Raw genomic sequence first — 23099 nt, 5'->3', positions numbered from 1 at the left:
TAGTTCAATGGCCAAATATTTTATTACTCAAAAAATCAGCATCAGTTCAGACTGTATAGAAGAATACTTTATCAGAGCATCTGGTCCCGGTGGACAAAATGTCAATAAAGTCTCTTCGGCAGTAGAGTTGCGCTTTGATATCGCTAGCTCAGGACTGCCTGAACTTGTTATTACCCGCTTGCAAGAAATCGCAGCATCTCGGATTAATAATAAAGGCATTCTGGTTATTCAGGCACAGCGTTTCAGGGATCAACCTTTGAATCGACAAGATGCGATGGAGCGTCTCGTTGCCCTGATCAGATCAGCTACATTTATTCCCAAAAAACGGAAACCGACGAAAGCAACCTATGCAAGTAAGAAGCGACGGTTAGAAGGCAAAAATAAACGTGCCTTGGTTAAATCAGGCCGCCGCCGCCCCGATTTTTAAAATTTTGACCATAGACAAGACACACCAGAAATCCCTATCAGAGCCAGCCTAGAATAAGCCTCTCCGAAATAGATTCCAAAATCACGAAATAGGCGCAGGCATCCCTGATATTAGCCTTTATTCTTAAAACCCAAATCAGCAAAAGCTTTAGGAAGCGGGGCAACCGCCGCGATAGCTTTTTTCTCCGAACGTTCAATTTCCAATGAATGGGCATGCAACATCATTCGGGGTATTTTCTGATTCTGATCGGCGCCATAAAAAGGGTCACCCACGATAGGCAGTCCTAAGCCTGTTGCGGCATGGACTCTTAACTGATGCGTGCGTCCGGTTTCAGGACGAAAAGCAATCAAGCTCAAACCGTTATGTTCAGCTAATAATTGCCACTGCGTTACAGCTCTTTTCCCTTTACTGTCGGCAACAATGCGCCATCCAGTTTGCGGGGAAGATATTTTGGTTAAAGGTAAATCAATAACCCCTTCGGTTTTATCCGGCACACCGCTTAAAATAGCCCAATAGCATTTCTTTACCTGCCCCTGATTAAAGGCTTCGCTCAAACGGCGATGCATTTTGGGGTTCCGCGCTAATAACAGGCATCCAGAAGTATCCCGATCCAACCGATGGACAATACTTGGCCAACGCTTAAAACCAAAACAGAGCGAAGCCAGATAATTTTCAAGGCTAAGTGAGCCATCACGAACGGGCGTCACCGGCAAACCTGCAGGTTTGTCGATAATCATCGCTTCGGCATCAATAAAAAGAACTCGTTTAGCGAGTATAGGCATATAAAAAAGTAACCTTAAAAATTATGCTGAATATATCGCCCATACCGCAATTTTCAGCCCTAACGGCAATGCCCTCAAATGAGGGCATTACCTGATTTTGATATCGAATTTAAAAAGAAAAAGCACGTTACTACTTACGTTTTGGTTTTTTCACTCTTTCCCAAATAAGCTTGCTAGCGGCTCCGAAATTAAAGGCAGCACCAATCAAAGCACCTGCCAATCCAGCCAAAGACCAGCTAGCTGTCCGATGGATAGCCAATTCAGCCACGCCGATATTGGCCAAAGCACCAATGCTGCAAATCAGGCAGAATAAAATCAAACCCGGGACGAATGCCCAGCCTTTTAACTTGCGATCACGATAGGTCAGCTCGTTATTAACAAAGAAGTTAAACAACATCGCACAGCCAATCGCCGCCGCCTGTGCAGGCAAGAAAGCCACCTGATAGGATTTTAGACAGAATAAAATCCCTAAATGAACACAGAGACCAAGCGCCCCTACGGCACTAAATAAAACGAACCGCCCCGGAATAAGGCCGTGAGACATTTTTTCAATAATCTGGAATAAAAATTCAGCCATAACTTGTAGGCTGATTTTGCTTTCACCCTCGCGCCGATTTCTAAAAACATAAGAAACTTCTTCGATATGCAGAGGTTTCGGCGACGAACTGATGATATCCAGCAAAATTTTATATCCCTGCTGGGACAAATCATACACCGATGATTCAATCACTTCACGACGCAGCATGAAAAAACCGCTCATTGGGTCGGACGTCCTGTCACCCACCAAAATACGGCTCAATTTTGTTGCAAAATCACTCATCTGGCGGCGGGTTTCATTCCAATTACCCACGCCACCATCACCGGCATAACGGGTTCCGACAACCAGATCAGGATCTTTCGCGATCATTTTTTCATACATTGGTTTCAGAATTTTTTCGTCATGCTGGAAATCGGCATCCATCACGGCAATAAAATCACCATTCGCAGCCAAAGCCCCTTCAACGACCGCCGACGATAATCCGCGCCGCCCTACTCTTCTAATACAATGAAGGCGGGGCTCCTTATGGGCTAATTTAAAAGCCAATTCATAAGTTTCATCGGGACTATCGTCATCAACAACAATCATTTCCCATGGAATATCGCCAAGGGCATCTCTTACTGCATCCACCAAGGCTGCAATATTCCCTCTTTCATTATAAGTAGGGATAATCACTGACAGCATAGGTGCAAAATTTTTATTCTTCTGGTTTATTTCCGAAGAAAGAGAAGATATCGGTTTATTCACGGTATCATCATACATTAAATAGCGCGTCCTGATCGCGGGGGGTTAGCCTGAATTGAATAGAGGAGCCTTTTAGGCGTTAAGATCGGGGTTCAAAAGAGAGATTATAGTTTTTTTGTAATTTTATCCTGTCCTCACTCTTTTTAACCTAAGCATTCTTTATACAAGAAAAGCAAATCATCTTGCACATCGGAACAGGAAAATGGATAAGCACAGCAATGTTTTCTTTTCGACCTGCATCCCGATTTTCCCGATCATTCTTTAAAAACAGCAACTGGTGGCAGAATCCATTTTATATTTTGGCTCTGATCCTACTTTCTGCTGTGCCTTTGTTCTGGCCGGAATTGCCTCCATTAACGGATGCCCCCGGACATCTCGGGCGATATCGGGTCGAATTGGGTATCCATCAGTCACCATGGCTACATCAATGGTATAGCTTTGATTGGCATTTGGTCGGCAATCTTGGCTTCGATCTTTTTATAATCCCGCTTGCTCATTTATTCGGGCTAGAGCTGGGTTTGAAAATCGGCGTTATCATAATGGTCTTGATAACGGCAACGGGCATGTTCGCCATTGCGAAAGCGGTTCATGGCAAAATTCCACCAACGGCGGCCTTTGCACTTCCTTTTATATACGGCTTTCCTTTTCAATTTGGCTTTTTGAATTATTGCCTATCCATGGCATTGGCACTTAACGCCTTTGCCCTTTGGATTACCCTGAAAAAAAATCCTTATATAAGGGCGCTTCTTTTCGTTCCTGTCGGAATCATTATCTGGCTATGCCATAGTTATGGCTGGGGTGTTCTTGGCCTTTTATGTTTTTCCTCTGACTTTTCGGCCAACTACCATCACGCCAGACAGACAAACAAACCGATTTTATCGGCACTTTTAACAAGCGGTTATCAATCGGGATTGGCGATGCTGCCTCTTTTGCCGCCGGTTCTCTTGATGATTCTATGGCGCTCCGGTCATGTTAGCGACGGCAATGGTGACTGGTTCCGCTTCGATCTTAAAATCGAATGGGTTATTTCTGTTTTAAGAGACCGTTGGCAAAATTTTGATATGGCCTCTCTTGGCATCGCTGTTTTTATTTTGCTGCTCGGGCGTTTTCGATTGGCGCGCCCAATGGGGCTTGTCTGTTTTGTTCTGTCACTCGCCTATATCTGCCTACCTCGCATTTTGCTGAGTGCGGCTTTTGCCGATATGCGGTTGGTGCCTTATCTATTCGCTTTGGCTTTGCTGGGCTTAAAGCCTCCCAAAAATCAGAATTTCGCACGCATAGCCGCAATCGCCGCCTGTCTGTTTTTTGTTGTCAGAACCAGCGCCACAACAGCTAGCTTTTGGCTTTATAACCAAGCATTCCAAAAACAATTAAAAGCCATTGATTCTATGACACCGGGATCTCGGGTATTGGCGATGGTTTCGACGCCCTGCCTTATGACATGGGTCAGCAACCATATGAGCCATTTGCCAGCCATGGCGACAGTCAGAAAAGACGCCTTCACCAACAGCGAATGGGCAATCGCTGGACAGCAATTACTGACTATCCACTTTCCAGAAGCCAAACGTTTCATCCATGATCCTAGCCAGTCGCTTTATCCTCATCAGTGCCGTTTTAGAGGCTCTGCTGATCTGGATAAAACACTAGAATATTTTCCAAGATCAGCCTTTGACTATTTCTGGCTTATGGATATCCCGCCGTCTTTATGGCCTCATGAAGATGATCTGATACCCGTATGGTCAGGCAAGAATGGTATTCTGTATAAGATTGACCATCGCTTTAATGATACGCCTCCCCTTCAGGACAAGGCAAAAGCTTCCTAGCTTTTGCCTTTCATTCCCTGCGCTTTTTTACTTTTTAGATGAAGGGCGAAAAACCCACCGGCGGTTCAGCCAGAAACTGACCAAAGGCGTTACAAAAACCATAAAAGGCAGGGGCGTCCATTTCATCAGATGCAAATGATTGACCATAAACCACACCCAAAGACTATTCAGCCCTAATCCCAATAAAGAGGCCAGACAAAAACGTAAAAATAGCTGCCAATGCCTGTCTTGGCAGCCATGGCCTCGAAAACTAAAATAATTATGAAGTAGATAACCGACGATCATCGCGACAGAATAGCCGAGAAAGTTCGATAACAAAGGGGCGATATGTCCCCATCGGGCACCCCCATAATAAATAGCCGCGTTCAAAAAAGTGGTAAAACCGCCGGTAAGGCCAAAACGGATAACCTGTCCCAAAAACAAACGCTTTTCTTCATCAAGAAAAGACTCTACCCTCGACCAGAAAGACCGGAACATTAGACCTCATCTTTTTTACGGATTATAAACCCGCAACCTCGGCGGATTCGCACGGATACCTACTAGCTTCGCATGGCTATTGCACCGGCTGGAAAAAAGATTAAAGCCCAATTCATAAATATTTTATCTCATCGGTCGTTCATAGGCGGGGCAATTATATTGTTGGGGGATGCAGAGATTTGCTATGATTTTTCGTTCCGGAAATAATAAAGTTTTTTGTTAATGATCAAAAGAAACAATCCGGACAAATTCTCGATGACCGATCATGAAACAACATCGGCCTTCCAATTTCTTTCCTCCGACAAATGGGGAAAAAGAACGTTATGGGATCAACTCAGCCATAATCATTGGCGAGTTATCACCTTTCTATTTTGGATTCTGACTGCCGGTTTCCTGCTTTATACCCATCGCCACGGCATTTACTGGCTTTCTCTCTCTGATACTGATGACAATTTACGCCTTGCCGAAGTCAGGGATTGGCTTCACGGTCAAGACTGGTTCGATCTTACACAGCACCGTTTAAACCCACCCAAAGGCGCAAATATCCACTGGTCGCGGCTGGTAGATATGCCGATCGCCGCTTTAATTGCGGTATCCCAACCTTTTTTGGGCGCAATGGGCGCAATCCGCTTTGGAACGGCTATTGCCCCGCTGCTTCCTTTGGGTCTTCTTATCTTCGGTAATGCCCTTACCTGCCGTCGCCTTATCAGCCCGCAAAGCTTTCTGGTTGCCAGTGGTCTCCTTCTTTGTGCAGGCATAACGCTGGGGATGTTTTTACCGCTTCGTATCGATCATCATGGTTGGCAACTGGCATTTCTTAGCCTGATTATCGCCGGAAATGCGGATGCCAACAAAAAAAGAGGCGCTCTTACCGTAGCGATCGCGTCCACGCTTTCGCTGGTTATCGGTCTGGAAATGCTGCCCTATATTGCGCTTGCCGCTGGTATGCAGACGTTATTTTGGGTCAAAAACATTCATCATGCCCAAGCCCTCAAATATTATGGCCTAACCTTAGCTTCAACCAGCTTGATCGGCTGGCTCGTTTTTGCATCCTATGCCAATCGGGCACCGGTTTGTGATGCCCTATCACCCGTCTGGTTAACCGTTACAATCGGCGGCGGGGTAGCCGTAGCTCTGATCTCAACCATCCGCGCTGAATGGCCGTTGCGCTTTATCGCAGCCATCATTGCAGCCATCTTGGTCGGCGGATTATTCGCCTATAATTGGCCACAATGCCTTGGCCGACCCGAAGCGATTTCGCCAGAATTATACAAATTATGGATGTCACATGTCGGTGAGGCAAAACCTGTTTACAGCCGCGATATTAAGGTCATTATCCTGATATTGTCATTACCGCTTGTCGGACTACTCTCTCTTTTCCCCGCTTTGTGGCATAACCGTTTTTCGCCTAAGATCGGTGGCTGGCTCAATCTGACATTGCTCTTTTTATCAGCGTTGGCGATGACCGCCTGGCAAACAAGAACGGCACCAGCCGCACAATTACTATCTGTTCCGGCTTGCTGCTGGCTGATCATGAGTCTTTTGGCAAAGATGGACGGCCAAAAATCATGGATAAAAATGTTAGGCTACAGTCTGGCACTTTTTTCTATTCTTGCCATAGCAAGCAGCCTACTTCCGCTCAGAATAGCAGAATGGTCTCATCAGGATCATAAGAAATTCTTCTTTAAAAATTTATTATCCAAAAAAAGCACAGCACCTGCAAAACCGCCCCAAAATCAAAAAACAGCCAATGATAACAAGGCATCTTCTCATCCAGAGCGGAGATGCCCAACCATTCCGGCACTAAAACCAATCGAAGCGATCCCCCCTGCCACGGTTCTAACTTTTGTTGATTTCGCACCCAGACTTATCTCGATGACCCATCATCGGGCGATTGCAGGCCCCTATCACCGCAATGCCGACGCCATCTTGGATGTGCATCATGCCTTTCGCGGGACATCCGAACAGGCAGAAAATATTATAAGACGACACGGCATTAGTCTGGTATTGATTTGTCCGGGGATGCCCGAATCCTCAATTTACCTTAATGAAGCAAAAAATGGATTCTACGCCCAGCTTGCAAAAGGTCAGGTGCCGTCATGGTTGGAAAGCATGCCGTTACCAAAAGAATCGCCTTTTCGCTTATGGCGCGTTAAAGCTGCTACAGAAACAGCCTCCCGTCAGCATAATTGATGCTCCCTTTTCTCTTTAATTGACCCTGAAATGAGCCGGAAACCTTCAAAGCCCCCTCAAAATCGCCCCAAAAGAAAACTATTGCGCATTGCCTTGATCGTCAGCGGTATACTGGTGACTATTGTCTTGGCCTTAGCCGTGCTTTTGGGAATAGCTGTCTATACGACGAAGAGTAGCCTTCCCGATTTCGATAAGCTGAAAGCATCTCCCAATGGTCAAACCATTCGGGTTCATGCCAATGATGGCACGGTTATCGTCAATATGGGCCCCGGCTATGGACGCTGGATTCCTTATAACGATATTCCCAAAGCCATGACGCAGGCAATGATCGCAACCGAAGATCGGCGTTTCCGCTATCATCTCGGTGTTGATCCGGTTGGTATGATGCGGGCTGTCGGGGTAGCCGTCATTCGGCATGGTCAGGGTAAACGCTGGCAAGGTGCTTCCACCATTACCCAGCAATTAGCCCGTAATGTCTTCCTTACCAATAATTACAGCGTCGCTCGAAAAGCGCGCGAAGCCTTGCTTGCTTTGGCAATCGAGCAGAAATTCACTAAAAATCAGATATTAGAGCTTTACCTCAATCGGGTTTACTTCGGTGGTGGTGCTTACGGTATTGATGCGGCCGCTCGTAAATTCTACGGCCATCCCGCGACCCAGCTTTCTCTTCCAGAAGCGGCAATTATCGCTGGATTGGTAAAGGCTCCCTCTAACTACTCTCCCACCGCCGACCCCGAGGCGGCTGTTAGCCGTGGACGCGTTGTTTTAGGCCTAATGGCGGAACAGCATCTGATCAATCCAACTGAACAGATCAATGCAGATCCCCAAAATGTCGCCTTATCAGCCGAACCCCGTCAAAATGGCGTCCGCTATTTCACTGACTGGGCTTTGGCACAGCTAGATTCCCTGATCGAACCCAGCAATGAACCGATTGATGTCTGGACAACGCTTGATCTTGGAATGCAGCGAGCAGCCGATACCACGATTCAAAATGAAACCCCAAAGGGTGCACAGGGTGCTTTGGTTACGCTGGATACCGATGGTGCTGTTCGAGCAATGGTCGGTGGACGCGACTATGTTTCGTCTATTTATAATCGCGCAACACAGGCGACCCGCCAACCGGGGTCTTCTTTCAAACTGTTTGTCTATCTCGCAGCTTTGGAAAGCGGTGTTAGACCGGATGACCGGATTGTTGATGAGCCCATTTCGATTAACGGCTGGAGCCCAAGAAACGCTTCGCGGCATTTCTCCGGTGATATCAGCATCAGAACGGCCTTTGCCTTTTCTCTAAATACGATTGCCGCCAAACTCGGTAATCAGGTTGGCTTCAATACCGTTGCCACTATGGCGAAAAGACTGGGCATTACCACGCCGATCGACGTTGTGCCTTCAATGGTGTTGGGAACGTCTGATGTTCGCCTCATTGATATGACCCGCGCTTTTGCTGTTGTAGCCAGAAAAGGCATCGCGGTTACGCCTTACGGTATCAGCCGTATCACAACCAGCTATGGCAAGTTGTTGTATCAGCATGAAGACAACAGCGATCAGGTCTTGGTTGCCCCTTGGGTGGCCGCCGAAATGACTGACCTGTTACAAACGGCGGTTGCAACCGGAACCGCACGCGCCGCACAGATAGGCCGCCCTGTTGCCGGTAAAACCGGTACGACATCATCAAACCATGATGGTTGGTTCATCGGCTTTTCCAGTGGTTTGACCACGGGTGTCTGGATGGGACGGGATGATTCCAAACCTATTCCGGGTTTGTCGGGTGGTCATGCTCCGGCAATGGCTTTCTCGAAATATATGCGGGTCGCTGTCGCTGATCGGCCTATCATTCCGTTCGAAACGCAGGTCACCTTGCCGGATTCTCAGCTTGAGCCAGATGATGAAACCTATTTCGGTGATGCTGCAGCTGCAGTTCAGCCTTCTATTCCTGCGGTTTCCCCTGATCTTACCTCCGCTCCTGCAGTAGATAAGCATTCAGGCGATACTGATCAGTCGCCAAAAGGCAATGATAAGCCATCTGCCAAGCAAGATGGAGCCAAGGAAAAACCAACTAACCACAATACCGATACAGCTTTGGATAAAAACTGGCTCGATAATGTGCTTGGCCACAATCCAGATGGCGATCACCCACCCCGCTAAATGGCAAAAAAATCCGGCTGCACGAAAGTGTAGCCGGATTTTTTAATTTATTGCCCTATGAACAAAGCCATAAGAAATTCGGTAAAAACCAGATTCTCTATTATTTCTTCTTTTTCCTCTGGCGAAATTTCTTCGCCCACAAAGCTTTATTTTCCTGCTCTGATCGGGCAATGGCCAAACTATCATCCGGCACATTATGAGTTATCGTCGATCCCGCAGCAATAATAGCACCCGCCCCAATACGGACAGGGGCAACCAAAGCGCTATTTGATCCAATAAAAGCTTTCTCACCAATTTCTGTCCGGCTCTTGTTGAAACCGTCATAATTACAAGTAATCGTGCCGCCACCGATATTGGAACCAGCCCCGATGGTAGCGTCCCCGATATAGGTCAGGTGATTAACCTTAGCGCCTTTTTCGACTTTGGATTTTTTGATTTCGACAAAATTGCCAATCTTCGCTTTTTCAGCAATTTCAGCTCCCGGCCGTAATCGGGCGAAAGGGCCTATCTCGACATTTTCTTTGATATCCGCGCCTTCAATATGACTGAAACTATGGATAGTCACACCATTGGCTACTTTGACATCCTGCCCAAAGAACACTTCTGGCTCAATGGTCACATCCCGCCCAATTTCGGTATCATAACTAAACCAGACGGTATCAGGCGCGATTAAGCTCGCCCCTTCCTTCATAACTTCCTGCCGTTTTCGGTTTTGCCAGATAGCTTCAAGGCTAGCCAGCTCTGCACGGTTGTTAACGCCAGAAACCTCCCATGCCTCGGCTTCGACGGTTACAGCCTGACGGCCTTCAGCCAAAGCCAACATAACAATATCCGGCAGATAATATTCGCCAGAGGCATTGTTATTCTGGACACGGGATAATAACGGCCACAGATCTTCCGATCTTATGGCTAAAAGTCCACTATTACACAAAGTAATTTGGCGCTCTTCTTCACTCGCATCTTTATATTCGACCATTTTTTGGATATGTGCTGATTGATCGGTCACAATTCGCCCATATTGACGGGGGTCATCAGGTCGAAAGGCCAAAACAGAAACAGCAGGCTTATCTTCGCCATGCAAACGCGCTAACAAGGCTTTCACCGTTTGGGGTTGCACTAAAGGAACATCCCCATAAAGAACGACAATATCCCCTTTAAATTTGTCTAATGCCGCTTTAGCCTGCGCCACAGCATGAGCAGTCCCCAATTGCTCTTCTTGGGTAACCGGAGTAACGGGCAAATTAGCCTGTTCCAAATAATTTTCGACTTGCTCCCGCCCTGAACCTGTCACGACCACGATATGGTCAGGCGACAAAGGGGCAATGCTGTCAAAGACCCATCCTAAAAGAGGTCTGCCAGCAAGGGGATGCAATATTTTATGGGTATCAGAACGCATACGCGTTCCCTTACCCGCAGCCAAAATAACAGCAGAAAAAGGCTTATGAGCAGTCATAACAAAAACTCTCCTATATCCGGCTTTTGCCATGAAGTTGTTCTTATTTCCAGAACGGGAGCAGACTTAATTTTGAAGGTAAGCCCCCTTATAAATCCGCGTATTTTTGCAGGGTTTTAAATCACTATACTGTTTCTGTCTTTTTTTTGCTGGCTCCCCAAGGGGATAAATAGCCTTATATTATATTCAATCAGGGAGTTTTTTGTCCGTTATGTCCCGGATTCCTTTTGACTTTATCGGCTTTGATCTCGACGGTACGCTGATAGATAGCTCGCCCGATCTTCATGCTGCCCTTGATTATGCTCTGGGACAAATGGGACGCCCTGTTCCGACACAGGAACAGGTTGAAAAAATGATGGGAAAAGGCATCCGGCGATTAATGGAACAAGCCTTGGAAGTCACTGGCGGCATCAATGAACAGCTGATGGAAAAAGGCTTTCCGCTGATGCTGGCCTATTACAAAAAACATGTTCTGGTGCATACCAAACCTTATGAAGGCGTCGAAGACATCTTAAAAAGCCTTCAGGATCGTGGCATAAAACTGATTGTCTATACGAATAAGCCTGAATGTCTGGCACGCCCTATTATTCACCAATTGGGTTGGGATCATTATTTTTCTGCCGTTATTGGCGGAGACAGCTTTCCGGTCAGAAAACCTGATCCAAAACCGATATTAGATGTCATAGACGAAATGGGCGGCGGCAAAACAGCTTTTGTGGGCGATTCCATTACAGACGTCAAAACCGGTCATAACGGCCATTTACCCGTTATTGTTGTCAGCTTCGGCTACTCTGATAAACCCGCAAGATCGCTAGGTGCTGACCGCGTCATCAGCAACTATCAGGAACTTCTGCCAACCCTCAAGAGTTTATCAGAAAACCATATGCCGAATGCCTCGGCAAAGCCGGATTGATGCTCTTTTTTCATAGGCCTTTTTTCTCTACGTCAAAAGAAGCGGCCTGTTTCAGAAAAAAATTACAAAAATATGCTGCATCTTGGTTGATCGCAGCCACAGCCTTTCTTGTTTATATCGAACCGGTAAAGGCAAAATCACCCCCTGAAAAAACGGCTCCGACCGATAATAACAAAAGCTTCTCGATGGCACCTTTGGATAACTGGTTTGATCTGGGCGTAGAATGGCCTGATCTGAATAAAACAGATTCTAGTAGCGAAACAGTTACCAGCCCAGATAACGGGTTATCGACAGCCTCCAATAAAAAACAAATTCCCCAATTGCGGTAGCTGCTCAAAAGAAGTCATCCGTTTCGGAAAGCAATCTTGGTTACCATTACACGGTCAAGATTATCGGCCTCCCGCCGCGTGAGCATATATGGCAAACCAGTTTCAATGGTCTTTCCACCCTGTATTCGACAAGGCGCAAGCGGGCGAATATCGCCCAAATCAGAAGAAGAATCAGGGATGACAGCGAAAATCTAACCGCCTTATTACAGGCAGGCGGCTATTATGATGCTTCGGTCGAATCCCAACTGACACCGATCATCGAAAAACATAAAATCGTTATTCAATTTTCAGTCAAAGCCGGACAGCTTTACCGTTTTGCAGACATCAAAATTAACGGCCTTGAAAAAGAAGACACCCCCAAACTCGGTTTACAAAAGATTTACCCGCTCCATAAAGATGATCCGGTTGACCAAGGTGCCATCATCTCGGCTGATCAACAGCTGGAAAAAGAACTCGGTCATCAAGGATTTCCTTTTGCGCAATTATCGCCGCCGGATGTTGTGGTCGATCACCAAACCCATTCAGGCAGTCTGGTCATGAATGTGGATACAGGTAAGCCCCAGAAATTTGGCGAAATTATTCTTAATAGCAACGGTCAAGCTCTAGATACGCATCACCTCAACGAAATCGCCCGTTTCCACCCCGGAACACCTTACGATTCCGTATTAATTGATGATTTACGGCGAGCGGTTGTCCAAACCAGTCTAGTCTCAACTATCCAACTAAAACCGGTTGCTGACCCTAACCATCCCAATGTCACTAATATTGTTGTCACGACAGAAAAAGCACCACTTCATACCATCGCTGGAACGGTTGGTTATGGTAATGGTGAAGGTGTCCGCTCGGATGTCAGCTGGACGCATCGCAATATGATCAAACCGGAAGGTGCGGTTACTTTCTCTGGCACATTGGGTACCCGCGACCAAGGCGTCGGAGCCTCTCTCAGACAAGGGAACAAAGGCGCAAGAGATCGAATATTATCTTCAAGCCTTTCCGTCGTGCATACCAAACGACGTGCTTATGATGCCCGAACTGCGACCTTATCTGGCCGTTTCGAACGAGAAACAAACATTATCTGGCAAAAAAAATGGGTCTGGTCGGTTGGTGGCCAATTTATCGCCTCAGATGAACGCGATAACGGTTATTACAGCTATGGTGCGGGTCATCACCAATATCTGATTGCCGCTTTGCCGGGCGAACTTGGTTACGACAGTAGTGACAACTTGCTTAATCCGACCAAGGGCGTTCGGATCAGCGCTCACGCCTCACCCGAAATTTCATTTCTGCATAAAACCGTGCCCTATATTCGAACCCAAATAGATGCGAGCGGCTACCAACCCCTTGGCCATAACATCGTTCTTGCTGGACGGGTTAGAATGGGGTCTATCGTCGGCAGCGACAGCAGTGATCTTGCCCCATCTCGCCGTTATTATGTTGGTGGTGGTGGCTCCGTCCGTGGTTTCAGCTATCAGGCGATCGGTCATCTTAATCAGAATAGAGAACCACTCGGCGGCTCCAGCCTTGCAGAATTTTCGATCGAAACACGCTTCCGTTTTGGCGACCTTGGTCTGGTGCCCTTTCTTGATGCCGGTAATCTTTATACCTCGACCTTACCTCAAATGAGCGGTCTGCGCTTGGGGACAGGTTTGGGCTTGCGTTATTATACCAGCTTTGGACCTATGCGTGTTGATCTGGGCACACCGTTACATCGCCGTCCGGGTGAAAATCGCATCGGTGTCTATGTGTCATTGGGACAGGCTTTCTGATGGCTCAAAATCAAGATATGCCCCCTGCCCCTAACGAAGAGACCGCCGATCAGATGGCGGGTAAAGGGAATAGGATAACGCTGAATAAAAAGACGGGTCGAAGCTTTCCCAAAGCCCGCCTTCTCTGGCGCTTTATCATCCTCCCCCTTTTAATTTTTATCATCGTTATCCCATCGGCATTTCTGCTTTTTCTGGACTCATCTATTGGCCATCGCCTTATTGTCGATGAAATCAAAAAACAGCGCCTTGCAACGGGTCTTCATTTTTCAATAGACCATATCGACGGCTCTATTTGGCATAAAATGCACATAGACAGGCTCCGTTTTTATGATCTTGATGGTGTATTTCTGGAAATACCAACGTTAACCCTTGATTGGCAGCTATGGGATCTATGGAAACGGCATTGGGATATCCAAAACTTGCAGGCATCATCCGCCCGTTTATGGCGTTTGCCCCATCTTCGCTCGCAAGGAAAACCCTTCAGACTGCCCAATAACTATATCAAAATCGACAATCTGGTCATCACGCATCTTGAGGTTATTCCTCAAAATACATCCGCCGAAAAACAACAAAAACCGCTTATTCCGGTCATGAATATCATGGGTCATGCCTTATCTACTGCGGGTCAGTTAAAAGCCGACCTGACCATTACGTCGACCCTAAAGGACAACTTCCACTTTCTGGCGGATATCAACCCTGAAAAGAACAGATTTGATTTAAGGGCTGACCTCACAGCGCCTGAAAAAGGCGTTATTGCTGATCTTGCTGGTTTCAAAAAAACGCTAACCGCTAACCTCAACGGCAAAGGGCAATGGCAAAATTGGCAAGGACATATCCATGCTTTGCTCGATAACAGTGTGCTTGCCGATATCAGCCTGCAACAGAATACAGGCCATTGGCATATTGTTGGAATGGCGGCGTTGTCCCGTCTCGCTCAGCCGAAAACGGCGCGTCTATTGGGTAGTGAAACGCATATAAAGACAGATTTTTACCAACAAAATCATGCCATTGATGGCCAGATACAGCTTTTGTCACCAACCCTTGATATCAAAGCGAAAGGCAGCATCGATTTTGGAAAAGGCTTCTATCACTCGGTTGTTATTGAAACCATTTTAAGGCAAACAAAAGCTATCGATTCCAAGATGGAAGGTGAACATATCACGCTTTCTAACCACCTTGATGGCAGCTTTGAAAAAGGACGTCTAACCTATCAATTAAAGGCTGTCTGGCTCTCTTTTGGAAAAGAACATTACGAAGATGCTGTTTTGGAAGGCGAAACCCTCTTATCGGATGGCGTATCCCGCATTCCATTAAAATTGACGGTCAAACACATCTCGCACACAGATCATACGACCGAAGATTTAACACGTGATCTGGTTGTTAATGGCTTTTTCCATATCAGCGACAATCATCTTATCTGCGAAAAAACGACGCTATCCTCCCATTTTCTACGCGGGCAAGGTAGCCTAAACATTAATCTAAAAGACGGAAGTTATCAGGTTCATGTTCAGCCTCATATCGACCGTTACCCGATACCTGAATTTGCTCTTCTTAATATAGAAGGTGATATTAACGCCGAACATCGCACAGGTATCGACGGGGTAAAATCGACAGGTCATTTGAAGGCATGGACAGAAAATTTTGAAAACGCTTTTTTAAAAGGGCTGATGGAAGGCGCGCCAACCCTTAATCTCGATTTTATACGCAATACCGATGGGAATACCGACTTTCAAAAAATAATTTTGCAATCCCCTGCTCTTCAACTGACGGCACAAGGGCGACGGGATAACAGCACGGGCAATCCGTTGCATCTTATTGGCAGCGGTAACCAGCGTAGTTATGGTCCTTTAAAACTAAAATTGGATGGCGATATTGCCCATCCTCATGTCGATCTTCAACTCGACCATCCGGTCGATAGCCTTGGCTTAAAAACAGTCAGCCTAACTTTAGAACCCACAAATAAAGGCTATGACTGGCACAGCAATGGCAGTTCACCCTTGGGAGCATTCAAAGGCCTAGGTCGGATCGATATTCTTCCACATCAACCCACTTTAATTCATGTTCAAAATCTGGATGTTTCAGCCTCTCGCCTTGCCGGTGATCTCACTTCTGTCGGACGAGGTTTCAACGGGCAGCTACAATCCAGCGGTGCGATGACGGGCAAGGTCGATTTTCAACTTCCGGCGCATCCCGATATGAATAATCAGCAACAGATAAAAATCGACCTCGCCAGCAATAATGGTCGGCTTGGCGGTATCTTTGAATCCACTGTCCGGCATGGTGCTATCACTGCCCATATTCAATTAGGGCAAAATAGCTCGATCGTTGATGGCATTCTCTCCGGTGAAGATATCAAAGGCAGACTATTCGATATCGGCCAGTTGAAAGGCTATTTCCATTTGGATCGGGATGATGGGGTTTTCCATTTGGTCGCTTCCGGCAATCGCGGACAACCTTTTACGCTGGATAGTCTGGTTCATTTATCCCGTGACCATTTCTCAATCGAAGGCCAAGGTAGCATTGCGCATATCGGGCTTCATCTTGATAAAGCGGCTGAAATTACCAAAGATAAAGAAGGCGGTTTTCGCCTTGATGAAAGCCGAATACAAATTGTCGGCGGCGGCAGCGCCAAATTAAAAGGCTATCTGGGTAACAACAAAACAGAAGGCAGCGTTACCCTCGAAAAGATACCGCTTTCTTTAATGGATGTGTTCCGCCCTGGATTGGGACTGGGCGGATATGCCCATGGCCAAATTACATGGCAACAAGATCAGGTAACCGCCCTCAATGGCATGGTCAATCTTACCTTAAGGGGCTTAACGCGATCCGGTATTTTCTTGTCATCCCGTCCGGTAGATGCAGGCATCGCAGCCATTCTTAACCCTGAAAAATTGGCCTTAAGAGCGGTCATCCAAGATAATAACCAAATCGTCGGAAGAGCGCAGGTCGAATGGTTAAAAGAACGCAACTTAACGCCAACGATTGCACAATTTCGTCAGATGCCGATGAGGGCTCAAATACGTTTCAAAGGTGCCAGCGAAACCCTCTGGCGGCTACTTGGTATCGACAATATCGACCTTTCAGGTGGTCTCGCCTTCTTTACCGATATTAATGGCAGCATCAATCATCCGATCATGACAGGCAAGCTAGCCATGAATCAAGGTCGTCTCGAAGGTGCCACAACGGGGTTAACTATCGACCAAGTTCAGCTTCAAGGTAACTTTGCTGATACCAGCCTGATTATAAATCATTTCAGTGGTGATACTTCCAATAAAGGAAGGGTTGATGGCAAAGCGACTGTCGATTTTGCCGCAGCTCAAGGCATTGGTCTCGCCATCCATATGAGAGCAGAAGATGCCGTTCTAATTAACCGCGATGACTTTAAGGCAACGGTCTCCGGTGATCTTGCTTTGGATTCTGAAGGCGATGGTGGCCGTATCAGCGGAGACATCCAGATCAAACGCGCCAACTACCAACTTGGTAAAACTTCCAACGCATCTATCCCTCGCCTGCCTATTCGAGAGATCAACCAGATTGAAGAAAATCCAGTTTCCCAAACACCGCCTAAAGCATGGGTATTAGATTTAAAAACCCATGCGCATAATCGATTAAATGTAACGGGCATGGGGCTGGATAGCGAATGGCGGGCAGAACTCGATATCGGTGGCAGCGTCGACAACCCGTCTATTCGGGGTCGAACTGATCTTATTCGCGGTAATTATGATTTCGCGGGTCGCCGCTTTACCATTGATCGTGGCAATATTCGTTTCCAAGGTGAAGTGCCGGTGGAACCCGCTCTTGATCTCACAGCAAGAGCAACGCTCAATTCGACCGATGCAACCATCCATGTGACCGGCACGGCTTTGAAACCAGAAATCAACTTCACCAGCAATCCTGCGATGCCGGAAGACGAATTGCTGGCACAGCTCCTCTTCGGAAGCTCTCTTACCAACTTATCTGCACCAGAAGCCTTACAGCTAGCCAGCGCGCTTAACCAGCTACGGCATGGCGGTGCCAATGTTGATCCGATTAATAATGTGCGGAAACTTGCCAGGCTTGACCGGCTTAGAATTACGTCATCCAGCCAGAATAGCCAGAAAACAGCAGTGGCCGCTGGGAAATATATCGGACGGCACACCTATGTTGAGGTAGAAACCGATGGTCAGGGTTATTCCCTGACCAGTGTCCAGTTTCAAATCAACCGCTGGCTTTCCCTGTTATCGTCAGTATCAACCTTGGGACGTTCTAGTGGCAACATCAGAATATCGAAAGATTACTGACCTTCTTTGGCAACAAAAAGCCGTCCTCTTTCAGCCCATAAGATAACGGCAAGGGCAAACAACCCATAAACAGCATTACCAATGGTCATCGGGAAAATAGTGTTATTAAACATCTGTCCCAATATCGCACCAAAGAAGTCGCCACCAACCAGCCAGATAAAGCCTTGGATAGACGAAGCCATACCCGCGATATGTCCCATAGGCTCCATAGAAATCGCAGAAAAGTTAGCGATACAAAGCGAGAAGAAGAACATGGTAATGCCCTGCATCACGACGAAAACATAGGCAGATTCAAGACCGCAATATCCTAAAAAGGCATGCGCGATGGAAGCCGAAATCATCATGAATAACGCCCCATGCCCCAAACGATGCATCCCGATTTTCTCGACCAGAAAAGAATTGGTCAAACAGGCGATAATCATGAAACCGCCACCAGCCGCAAAAGCAAGGTTGAAGACTTTGGGCGTGGCGTGAAAATTATCGGTAAAGATTTCAACCACTGAATTCAGATACCCCAGCAATCCACCTTCGATCAGCATCAAAGCAACGGTATAAGCAACGGTATCTCTGTTCTTGAAAAACAATCCGGCGGCCTTGATCGTATCTGTCCAATCCAATGCCCGCCGGTCTTCTGGATGCAAGGTTTCCGGCAAACGCCAGATAATCATCGCGATAAAAAACAGGGTAAACAGTGTCAGGGAAAAGAAGATAAAGCGCCAAGACGCAAATAAAAGAACAGCCGATCCCAAAGAAGGTGCAAAAATAGGCACCCCCATAAAAATGATGACGGCAAACGACATCACTTTGGACATACGACGCCCAGAAAAACAGTCACGCACAATAGAGGTGGCTAAAACGCGGGATGAAGCCGCAGCGACACCTTGAATCAATCGAGCAGCCAATAACAACGGATAGCTTTGTGCCATACCGACCAAAAGGCTAGTCAAAATAAACAGGATATATCCCGTTATTAAAACCGGTTTACGGCCAAAACGATCAGACAAAGGTCCATAAAAATCTGGGCAAAACCGATTCCCAGAAAATAGACAACAATAACCCACTGCTGGGCATTGTGAGTCGTAATTGAAAAGCTTTCCCCCATCGCTGGCAAGGCGGGCAACATGGCATCAAAAGCAAGCGACGGGATAGCCATCATTCCGGCAATAAACAGAACAAAAGCCGGAAAAGATAAAGGCTGGCATCCTCTTTCCGCGGGACGTTCATGGCGTGATGTTACAGCCATAAGAGACCTCTCTTTAAGATTATAATATGAAGAACGGACGTTTTTTAATTGTCCCCCGACAACCCGAAAGAAAATACGCCGCAATATAATAAAACAACAGACACTAATAAAAACAGGGGATGCCCGATAAGTTCCGGACATCCCCTTTCTAAAAACCTCTATTCTGTCAAGAGACAGAATGAATTGAGATTAAAATTAGAGAGAATAATACATTTCGAATTCAACTGGGCTGGGGGCCATTTCCCAACGCAACACTTCAGCGCGCTTGATTTCGATGTAAGATTTAATCTGATCTTCGGTAAAGACATTACCTTTGGTCAAGAATTCGAAATCTTCAGACAAAGAATCCAAAGCTTCACGCAAAGAACCGGCAACGGTCGGAACTTTGGCTAATTCTTCCGGCGGCAAATCATAAAGATTGCAATCCATGGCAGCGCCCGGATGAATCTTGTTCTGTATACCGTCGATACCAGCCATCAACAAAGCCGTATAGCAAAGATACGGGTTGGCCGTAGCATCAGGGAAACGGATTTCAACACGGCGGGATTTTTCACCGGTGCCATAAGGAATACGGCAAGAAGCAGAACGGTTACGGGCAGAATAAGCCAAAAGAACCGGTGCTTCAAAACCTGGAACCAAACGCTTGTAGCTGTTGGTTGAAGGGTTGGTTAAACCGTTAATAGCCTTGGCGTGACGGATAATACCACCGATGAAGAACAGGGCATTTTCAGAAAGACCGGCATATTCGGAACCAGCAAAGGTTGGCTTGCCATCATCCCAAATAGAAATATGGGTGTGCATACCAGAACCGTTATCGCCAGAAATTGGCTTCGGCATAAAGGTTGCGGTCTTGCCATAGGCCTGTGCGATCTGATGCACGACATATTTATAGACCTGCATACGGTCAGCCGTCTGCGTCAGGGTACCAAAGGTCAAACCTAATTCATGCTGAGCAGGTGCCACTTCATGATGATGCTTGTCCATGGGAAGACCCATTTCCAACATCGTGGAAACCATTTCACCACGGATATCGACAGCAGAATCAACTGGTGCAACTGGGAAGTAACCACCCTTGACACCCGGACGATGGGCAAGGTTGCCGTTATCGTATTCACGACCGCTATTGGTCGGCAATTCGATATCATCAACCCGATAGAAGCTGCCGTTATAGCCGCTGTCAAAACGGACATCGTCAAACAGGAAAAATTCGGCTTCAGGACCGATATAAACGGTATCACCAAGACCTAAGGTTTTGACATAGGCTTCAGCGCGTTTTGCGGTCGAACGCGGATCGCGGCTGTAGAATTCGCCATTTGACGGTTCAACAATGTCACAGATCAAAATCAGCGTCGGAGAAGACGAGAACGGATCAATATAGAATGCGTCCAGATCCGGTTTCAGGATCATATCGCTTTCGTTGATCGTTTTCCATCCTTCAATCGAAGAACCATCGAACATGAAACCGTCATTCAGATCGTCTGCGCCGACGACCGTGCTTGACATGGTCAGATGCTGCCATTTGCCTTTGGGGTCGGTGAAACGAAGATCGACCCAGTCGATTTCTTTTTCCTTGATAAGCTTAAGCAAATCAGATGCCGAATTGGCCATAATAGATTACCCTTTAAATGTCCTGACAGGGATAAGACGAAAAACAGATGCGTGTGCGTAGCTTAAAAGCCTGTTCTTTACAATTAACCAATCTGGCTTAAATCGCCTCAGTGCCTCTCTCTCCGGTACGAATACGGATAGCGTCCAACACATCGCTTATAAAAATCTTTCCGTCCCCGATACGGCCTGTTCTGGCAGCGACAGTCACAGCCTCGACAACATTTTCTACCAATTCATCCGGCACAACGGTTTCCAGTTTTACCTTGGGCAGAAAGTCGACGACATATTCAGCGCCCCGATACAGCTCGGTATGCCCTTTTTGTCGGCCATATCCTCGGGTCTCTGTGACGGTAATGCCGGATATACCCGCATCCGTCAGAGCGGCCTTCACGTCTTCCAGTTTAAAAGGCTTGATGACGACTTCAATTTTTTTCACAAGCGCTTCCTCTATCCCGCGCATTCAAACGCATTGTTGTTACAGTTAAGCCAGACTTCTCGCAAGGATTCTATAAAATATCACCTATTTTTTGTTAAAAACATTGTTTCCTATAATATTTTTCATATAATCATTACCCCTCCAAAGGCGCAGTCATCGCTTTCAGCCATTCCGCTTCCTGTATCGACAGGAAAGGTAGCAATTTTTGATAAACTTCATGGTGATACTGATTCAGCCAATCAATCTCTGATTCGCTCAAAAGAGAGACCTCAATCAAATTGCGATCAATCGGCGTGAAATTCAGGGTCTCAAAACCGAGACAAGGCTTCTCTGCTCCGGCAACCTCAACCGGTTTAGTCAGCAACAGATTTTCGATGCGGATACCGTAAGCACCTGATTTATAATAACCGGGTTCATTGGACAGAATCATCCCTGCCCGCAAAACTTCATTACTACCGGCAAAGGCACCGCCAGAAGGTGAAATCCGCTGAGGCCCTTCATGAACCGATAAAAATGACCCTACGCCATGCCCTGTTCCATGGGCATAATCGACACCGGCCTGCCATAAATACTGACGTGCAAAACTATCTAATTGACCGCCAGAGGTTCCCGCCGGAAAGACTGCCGTTGCCAAGGCAATGTGGCCTTTTAAAACCAAGGTGAAACGCTGTTTCATTTCAGCCGTTGGCGTGCCGATAATCACGGTTCTGGTCACATCGGTCGTGCCATTCGGATATTGGCCGCCGGAATCCACCAGATAAATTTCACCCTTTTTCAAAGGTAAGTTACTGACTTCCGTCACCCGATAATGGGGAATCGCACTATGCGCCGCCGCAGCTGATATCGTTTCAAAGGAAAGATCAACCAAATGACCACTTTCCTGCCGGAAGCCCAATAACTTTTCAGCCGCCGATAATTCCGTCACATCCCCCTCAAGGGCAGCGTCAGATAACCAACAGAAGAATTTAGCTAAAGCAACGGCATCCCACAGCTGGGCTTGACGGTGACCTTCAATCTCAGTGTGATTTTTAATCGCTTTCATCAATACGACCGGATCACGATCTGAAAAAAGATGGGCGCCCCCCTCCCGCAGCAAAGACGCAATAGCCGCCACGGTTCTTTCAGGGTCAATGACCACCGATTTACCTGACAACTGTTTTAAAGCTTCGGGGAAAACCGCCTGATCGTGGAAACGAACGCTATCGCCCATAGCTTTCTTGAAAGTATCATCGACTTTCACCGGATCAATAAAAAGATCAGCAGAGCCATCTTTATGCGTAAAGGCAAATGCCAAAGCGACGGGTGTGCAGGTGACATCACTGCCCCGCATATTGAACAACCACGCGATCGAATCGAGCGCCGTCAAAACCAGCGTATCCGCCTGTCTTTTTTCTAACCAGCTTGCGACTTCCTGCCGCTTTTGCTCGGAAGTTTTTCCGGCCAAATGCTCTGGCTGGATAAAAACGGGAGCTTGAGAAGGCAACGGCCGATCAGACCACACCTGATCTATTGAATTATTCGAAACCGCAACTAAGCTTATTTTATGGTCTTCTAAACGGCGACGGGCCTGTTTTTCCCAACCAATGCTGGCTAACCAAGGGTCATAGCCAATTCTGTCGCCAGCTTTTAAATTGGCAATAGCCCATTCAACCGGATCATCAGCGGGTAAAGATTTGTAATCCCATAATTCGGGATCAACCTGTTCTTTCACCTGAATAGTATATCGACCATCGACAAAAATCGCGGCCAATGATTGCAACACCACGGCAGAGCCTGCGGAACCGGCGAATCCGGTCAACCATTCCAATCGACATGCATAGGCGCCGACATATTCGCTCATATGCTCGTCGGTTAAAGGGACAAAAAAACCATTCAGATTTTCACGGGCTAATTCTGTTCTTAACGCCCCTAAACGCTGCCTATGACTGGACATGCTCTTCCT

Annotated in this window: 17 protein-coding genes and 1 pseudogene; 9 read left to right on the top strand and 9 right to left on the bottom strand. The window is 46.9% G+C overall.

The window, feature by feature from the left end; genetic code table 11:
* The first annotated feature begins 7 nt into the window (after positions 1-7).
* Complete coding sequence (gene arfB / locus FBY58_RS02645) at positions 8-427, top strand: alternative ribosome rescue aminoacyl-tRNA hydrolase ArfB (RefSeq protein ID WP_141919364.1); 420 nt, start codon at positions 8-10, stop codon at positions 425-427.
* 110 nt (positions 428-537) lie between these two features.
* Here the strand turns inward: arfB and FBY58_RS02640 are convergent, their stop codons facing one another.
* Together FBY58_RS02640 and FBY58_RS02635 are read right to left on the bottom strand one after the other, a co-directional pair.
* The gene (locus FBY58_RS02640; RefSeq protein WP_141919363.1) at positions 538-1209 is read right to left on the bottom strand and encodes an RluA family pseudouridine synthase; all 672 of its coding nucleotides are present in this window, start codon (positions 1207-1209) and stop codon (positions 538-540) included.
* Positions 1210-1339: 130 nt separating this feature from the next.
* Positions 1340-2509, bottom strand: a complete 1170-nt coding sequence (locus tag FBY58_RS02635) for a glycosyltransferase family 2 protein (RefSeq protein WP_141919362.1) — start codon at positions 2507-2509, stop codon at positions 1340-1342.
* Positions 2510-2709: 200 nt separating this feature from the next.
* On the opposite strand from FBY58_RS02635, the gene FBY58_RS02630 reads away from it, so the two are divergent.
* Entirely contained in the window at positions 2710-4314 is a 1605-nt protein-coding gene (locus tag FBY58_RS02630) for a hypothetical protein (RefSeq protein WP_141919361.1), read from the top strand.
* Positions 4315-4341: 27 nt separating this feature from the next.
* On the opposite strand, the gene FBY58_RS02625 is transcribed toward FBY58_RS02630, so the two are convergent.
* Positions 4342-4791, bottom strand: coding sequence for a GtrA family protein (locus FBY58_RS02625; RefSeq protein WP_141919360.1), 450 nt, complete (start codon positions 4789-4791; stop codon positions 4342-4344).
* Positions 4792-5046: 255 nt separating this feature from the next.
* Here FBY58_RS02625 and FBY58_RS02620 point away from each other — a divergent pair, with 255 nt between their 5' ends.
* Both FBY58_RS02620 and FBY58_RS02615 read left to right on the top strand, forming a co-directional pair.
* Positions 5047-6984, top strand: a complete 1938-nt coding sequence (locus FBY58_RS02620; protein ID WP_260432047.1) for a hypothetical protein — start codon at positions 5047-5049, stop codon at positions 6982-6984.
* A gap of 30 nt (positions 6985-7014) precedes the next feature.
* A complete protein-coding gene (locus FBY58_RS02615; RefSeq protein ID WP_141919359.1) occupies positions 7015-9129 on the top strand; it encodes a transglycosylase domain-containing protein in 2115 nt (704 codons plus the stop codon).
* Between the two features lie 100 nt (positions 9130-9229).
* Here FBY58_RS02615 and glmU read toward each other — a convergent pair whose 3' ends face one another.
* Positions 9230-10582: a bifunctional UDP-N-acetylglucosamine diphosphorylase/glucosamine-1-phosphate N-acetyltransferase GlmU gene (gene glmU, locus FBY58_RS02610; RefSeq protein WP_141919358.1), complete on the bottom strand. Its 1353-nt coding sequence runs from the start codon at positions 10580-10582 to the stop codon at positions 9230-9232.
* A gap of 211 nt (positions 10583-10793) precedes the next feature.
* Here glmU and FBY58_RS02605 point away from each other — a divergent pair, with 211 nt between their 5' ends.
* The 5 genes and pseudogenes from FBY58_RS02605 (at position 10794) to FBY58_RS02595 (ending at position 17870) form a co-directional block, all read left to right on the top strand.
* Complete coding sequence (locus FBY58_RS02605; RefSeq protein WP_141919357.1) at positions 10794-11495, top strand: HAD family hydrolase; 702 nt, start codon at positions 10794-10796, stop codon at positions 11493-11495.
* Positions 11495-11824 carry a hypothetical protein gene (locus FBY58_RS09485; RefSeq protein WP_260432046.1) on the top strand — a complete coding sequence of 110 codons (330 nt, stop codon included), beginning with the start codon at positions 11495-11497 and terminating at the stop codon, positions 11822-11824. The genes FBY58_RS02605 and FBY58_RS09485 overlap by 1 nt, the downstream gene beginning before the upstream one ends.
* Positions 11815-12318: pseudogene (locus tag FBY58_RS09625) on the top strand (outer membrane protein assembly factor); the annotation flags it as partial. The gene FBY58_RS09485 and the pseudogene FBY58_RS09625, both read left to right, overlap by 10 nt.
* A gap of 6 nt (positions 12319-12324) precedes the next feature.
* On the top strand, positions 12325-13590 hold the full coding sequence (locus FBY58_RS09480) for an autotransporter assembly complex family protein (protein ID WP_260432045.1): 1266 nt from the start codon (positions 12325-12327) through the stop codon (positions 13588-13590).
* Complete coding sequence (locus tag FBY58_RS02595) at positions 13590-17870, top strand: translocation/assembly module TamB domain-containing protein (protein ID WP_141919356.1); 4281 nt, start codon at positions 13590-13592, stop codon at positions 17868-17870. Before FBY58_RS09480 ends, FBY58_RS02595 begins: the two co-directional genes overlap by 1 nt.
* On the opposite strand, the gene FBY58_RS02590 is transcribed toward FBY58_RS02595, so the two are convergent.
* From FBY58_RS02590 to FBY58_RS02575, 5 genes are all read right to left on the bottom strand, one after another.
* Complete coding sequence (locus tag FBY58_RS02590) at positions 17864-18874, bottom strand: MFS transporter (protein WP_260432043.1); 1011 nt, start codon at positions 18872-18874, stop codon at positions 17864-17866. The two genes, FBY58_RS02595 and FBY58_RS02590, sit on opposite strands and share 7 nt — an antisense overlap.
* On the bottom strand, positions 18841-19113 hold the full coding sequence (locus FBY58_RS09475; RefSeq protein ID WP_260432042.1) for a hypothetical protein: 273 nt from the start codon (positions 19111-19113) through the stop codon (positions 18841-18843). The genes FBY58_RS02590 and FBY58_RS09475 overlap by 34 nt, the downstream gene beginning before the upstream one ends.
* 195 nt (positions 19114-19308) lie before the next feature.
* A complete protein-coding gene (gene glnA / locus FBY58_RS02585) occupies positions 19309-20721 on the bottom strand; it encodes a type I glutamate--ammonia ligase (RefSeq protein ID WP_141919355.1) in 1413 nt (470 codons plus the stop codon).
* Positions 20722-20818: 97 nt separating this feature from the next.
* Positions 20819-21157, bottom strand: a complete 339-nt coding sequence (locus FBY58_RS02580; protein ID WP_141920597.1) for a P-II family nitrogen regulator — start codon at positions 21155-21157, stop codon at positions 20819-20821.
* A gap of 133 nt (positions 21158-21290) precedes the next feature.
* On the bottom strand, positions 21291-23090 hold the full coding sequence (locus FBY58_RS02575) for an aminopeptidase P family protein (protein WP_141919354.1): 1800 nt from the start codon (positions 23088-23090) through the stop codon (positions 21291-21293).
* Between the last annotated feature and the right edge of the window lie 9 nt (positions 23091-23099).

Source organism: Zymomonas mobilis, from assembly GCF_006715975.1.
Classification (GTDB): Bacteria; Pseudomonadota; Alphaproteobacteria; order Sphingomonadales; family Sphingomonadaceae; genus Zymomonas; species Zymomonas mobilis_B.
This window is presented reverse-complemented; position numbering and strand designations above follow the sequence as displayed.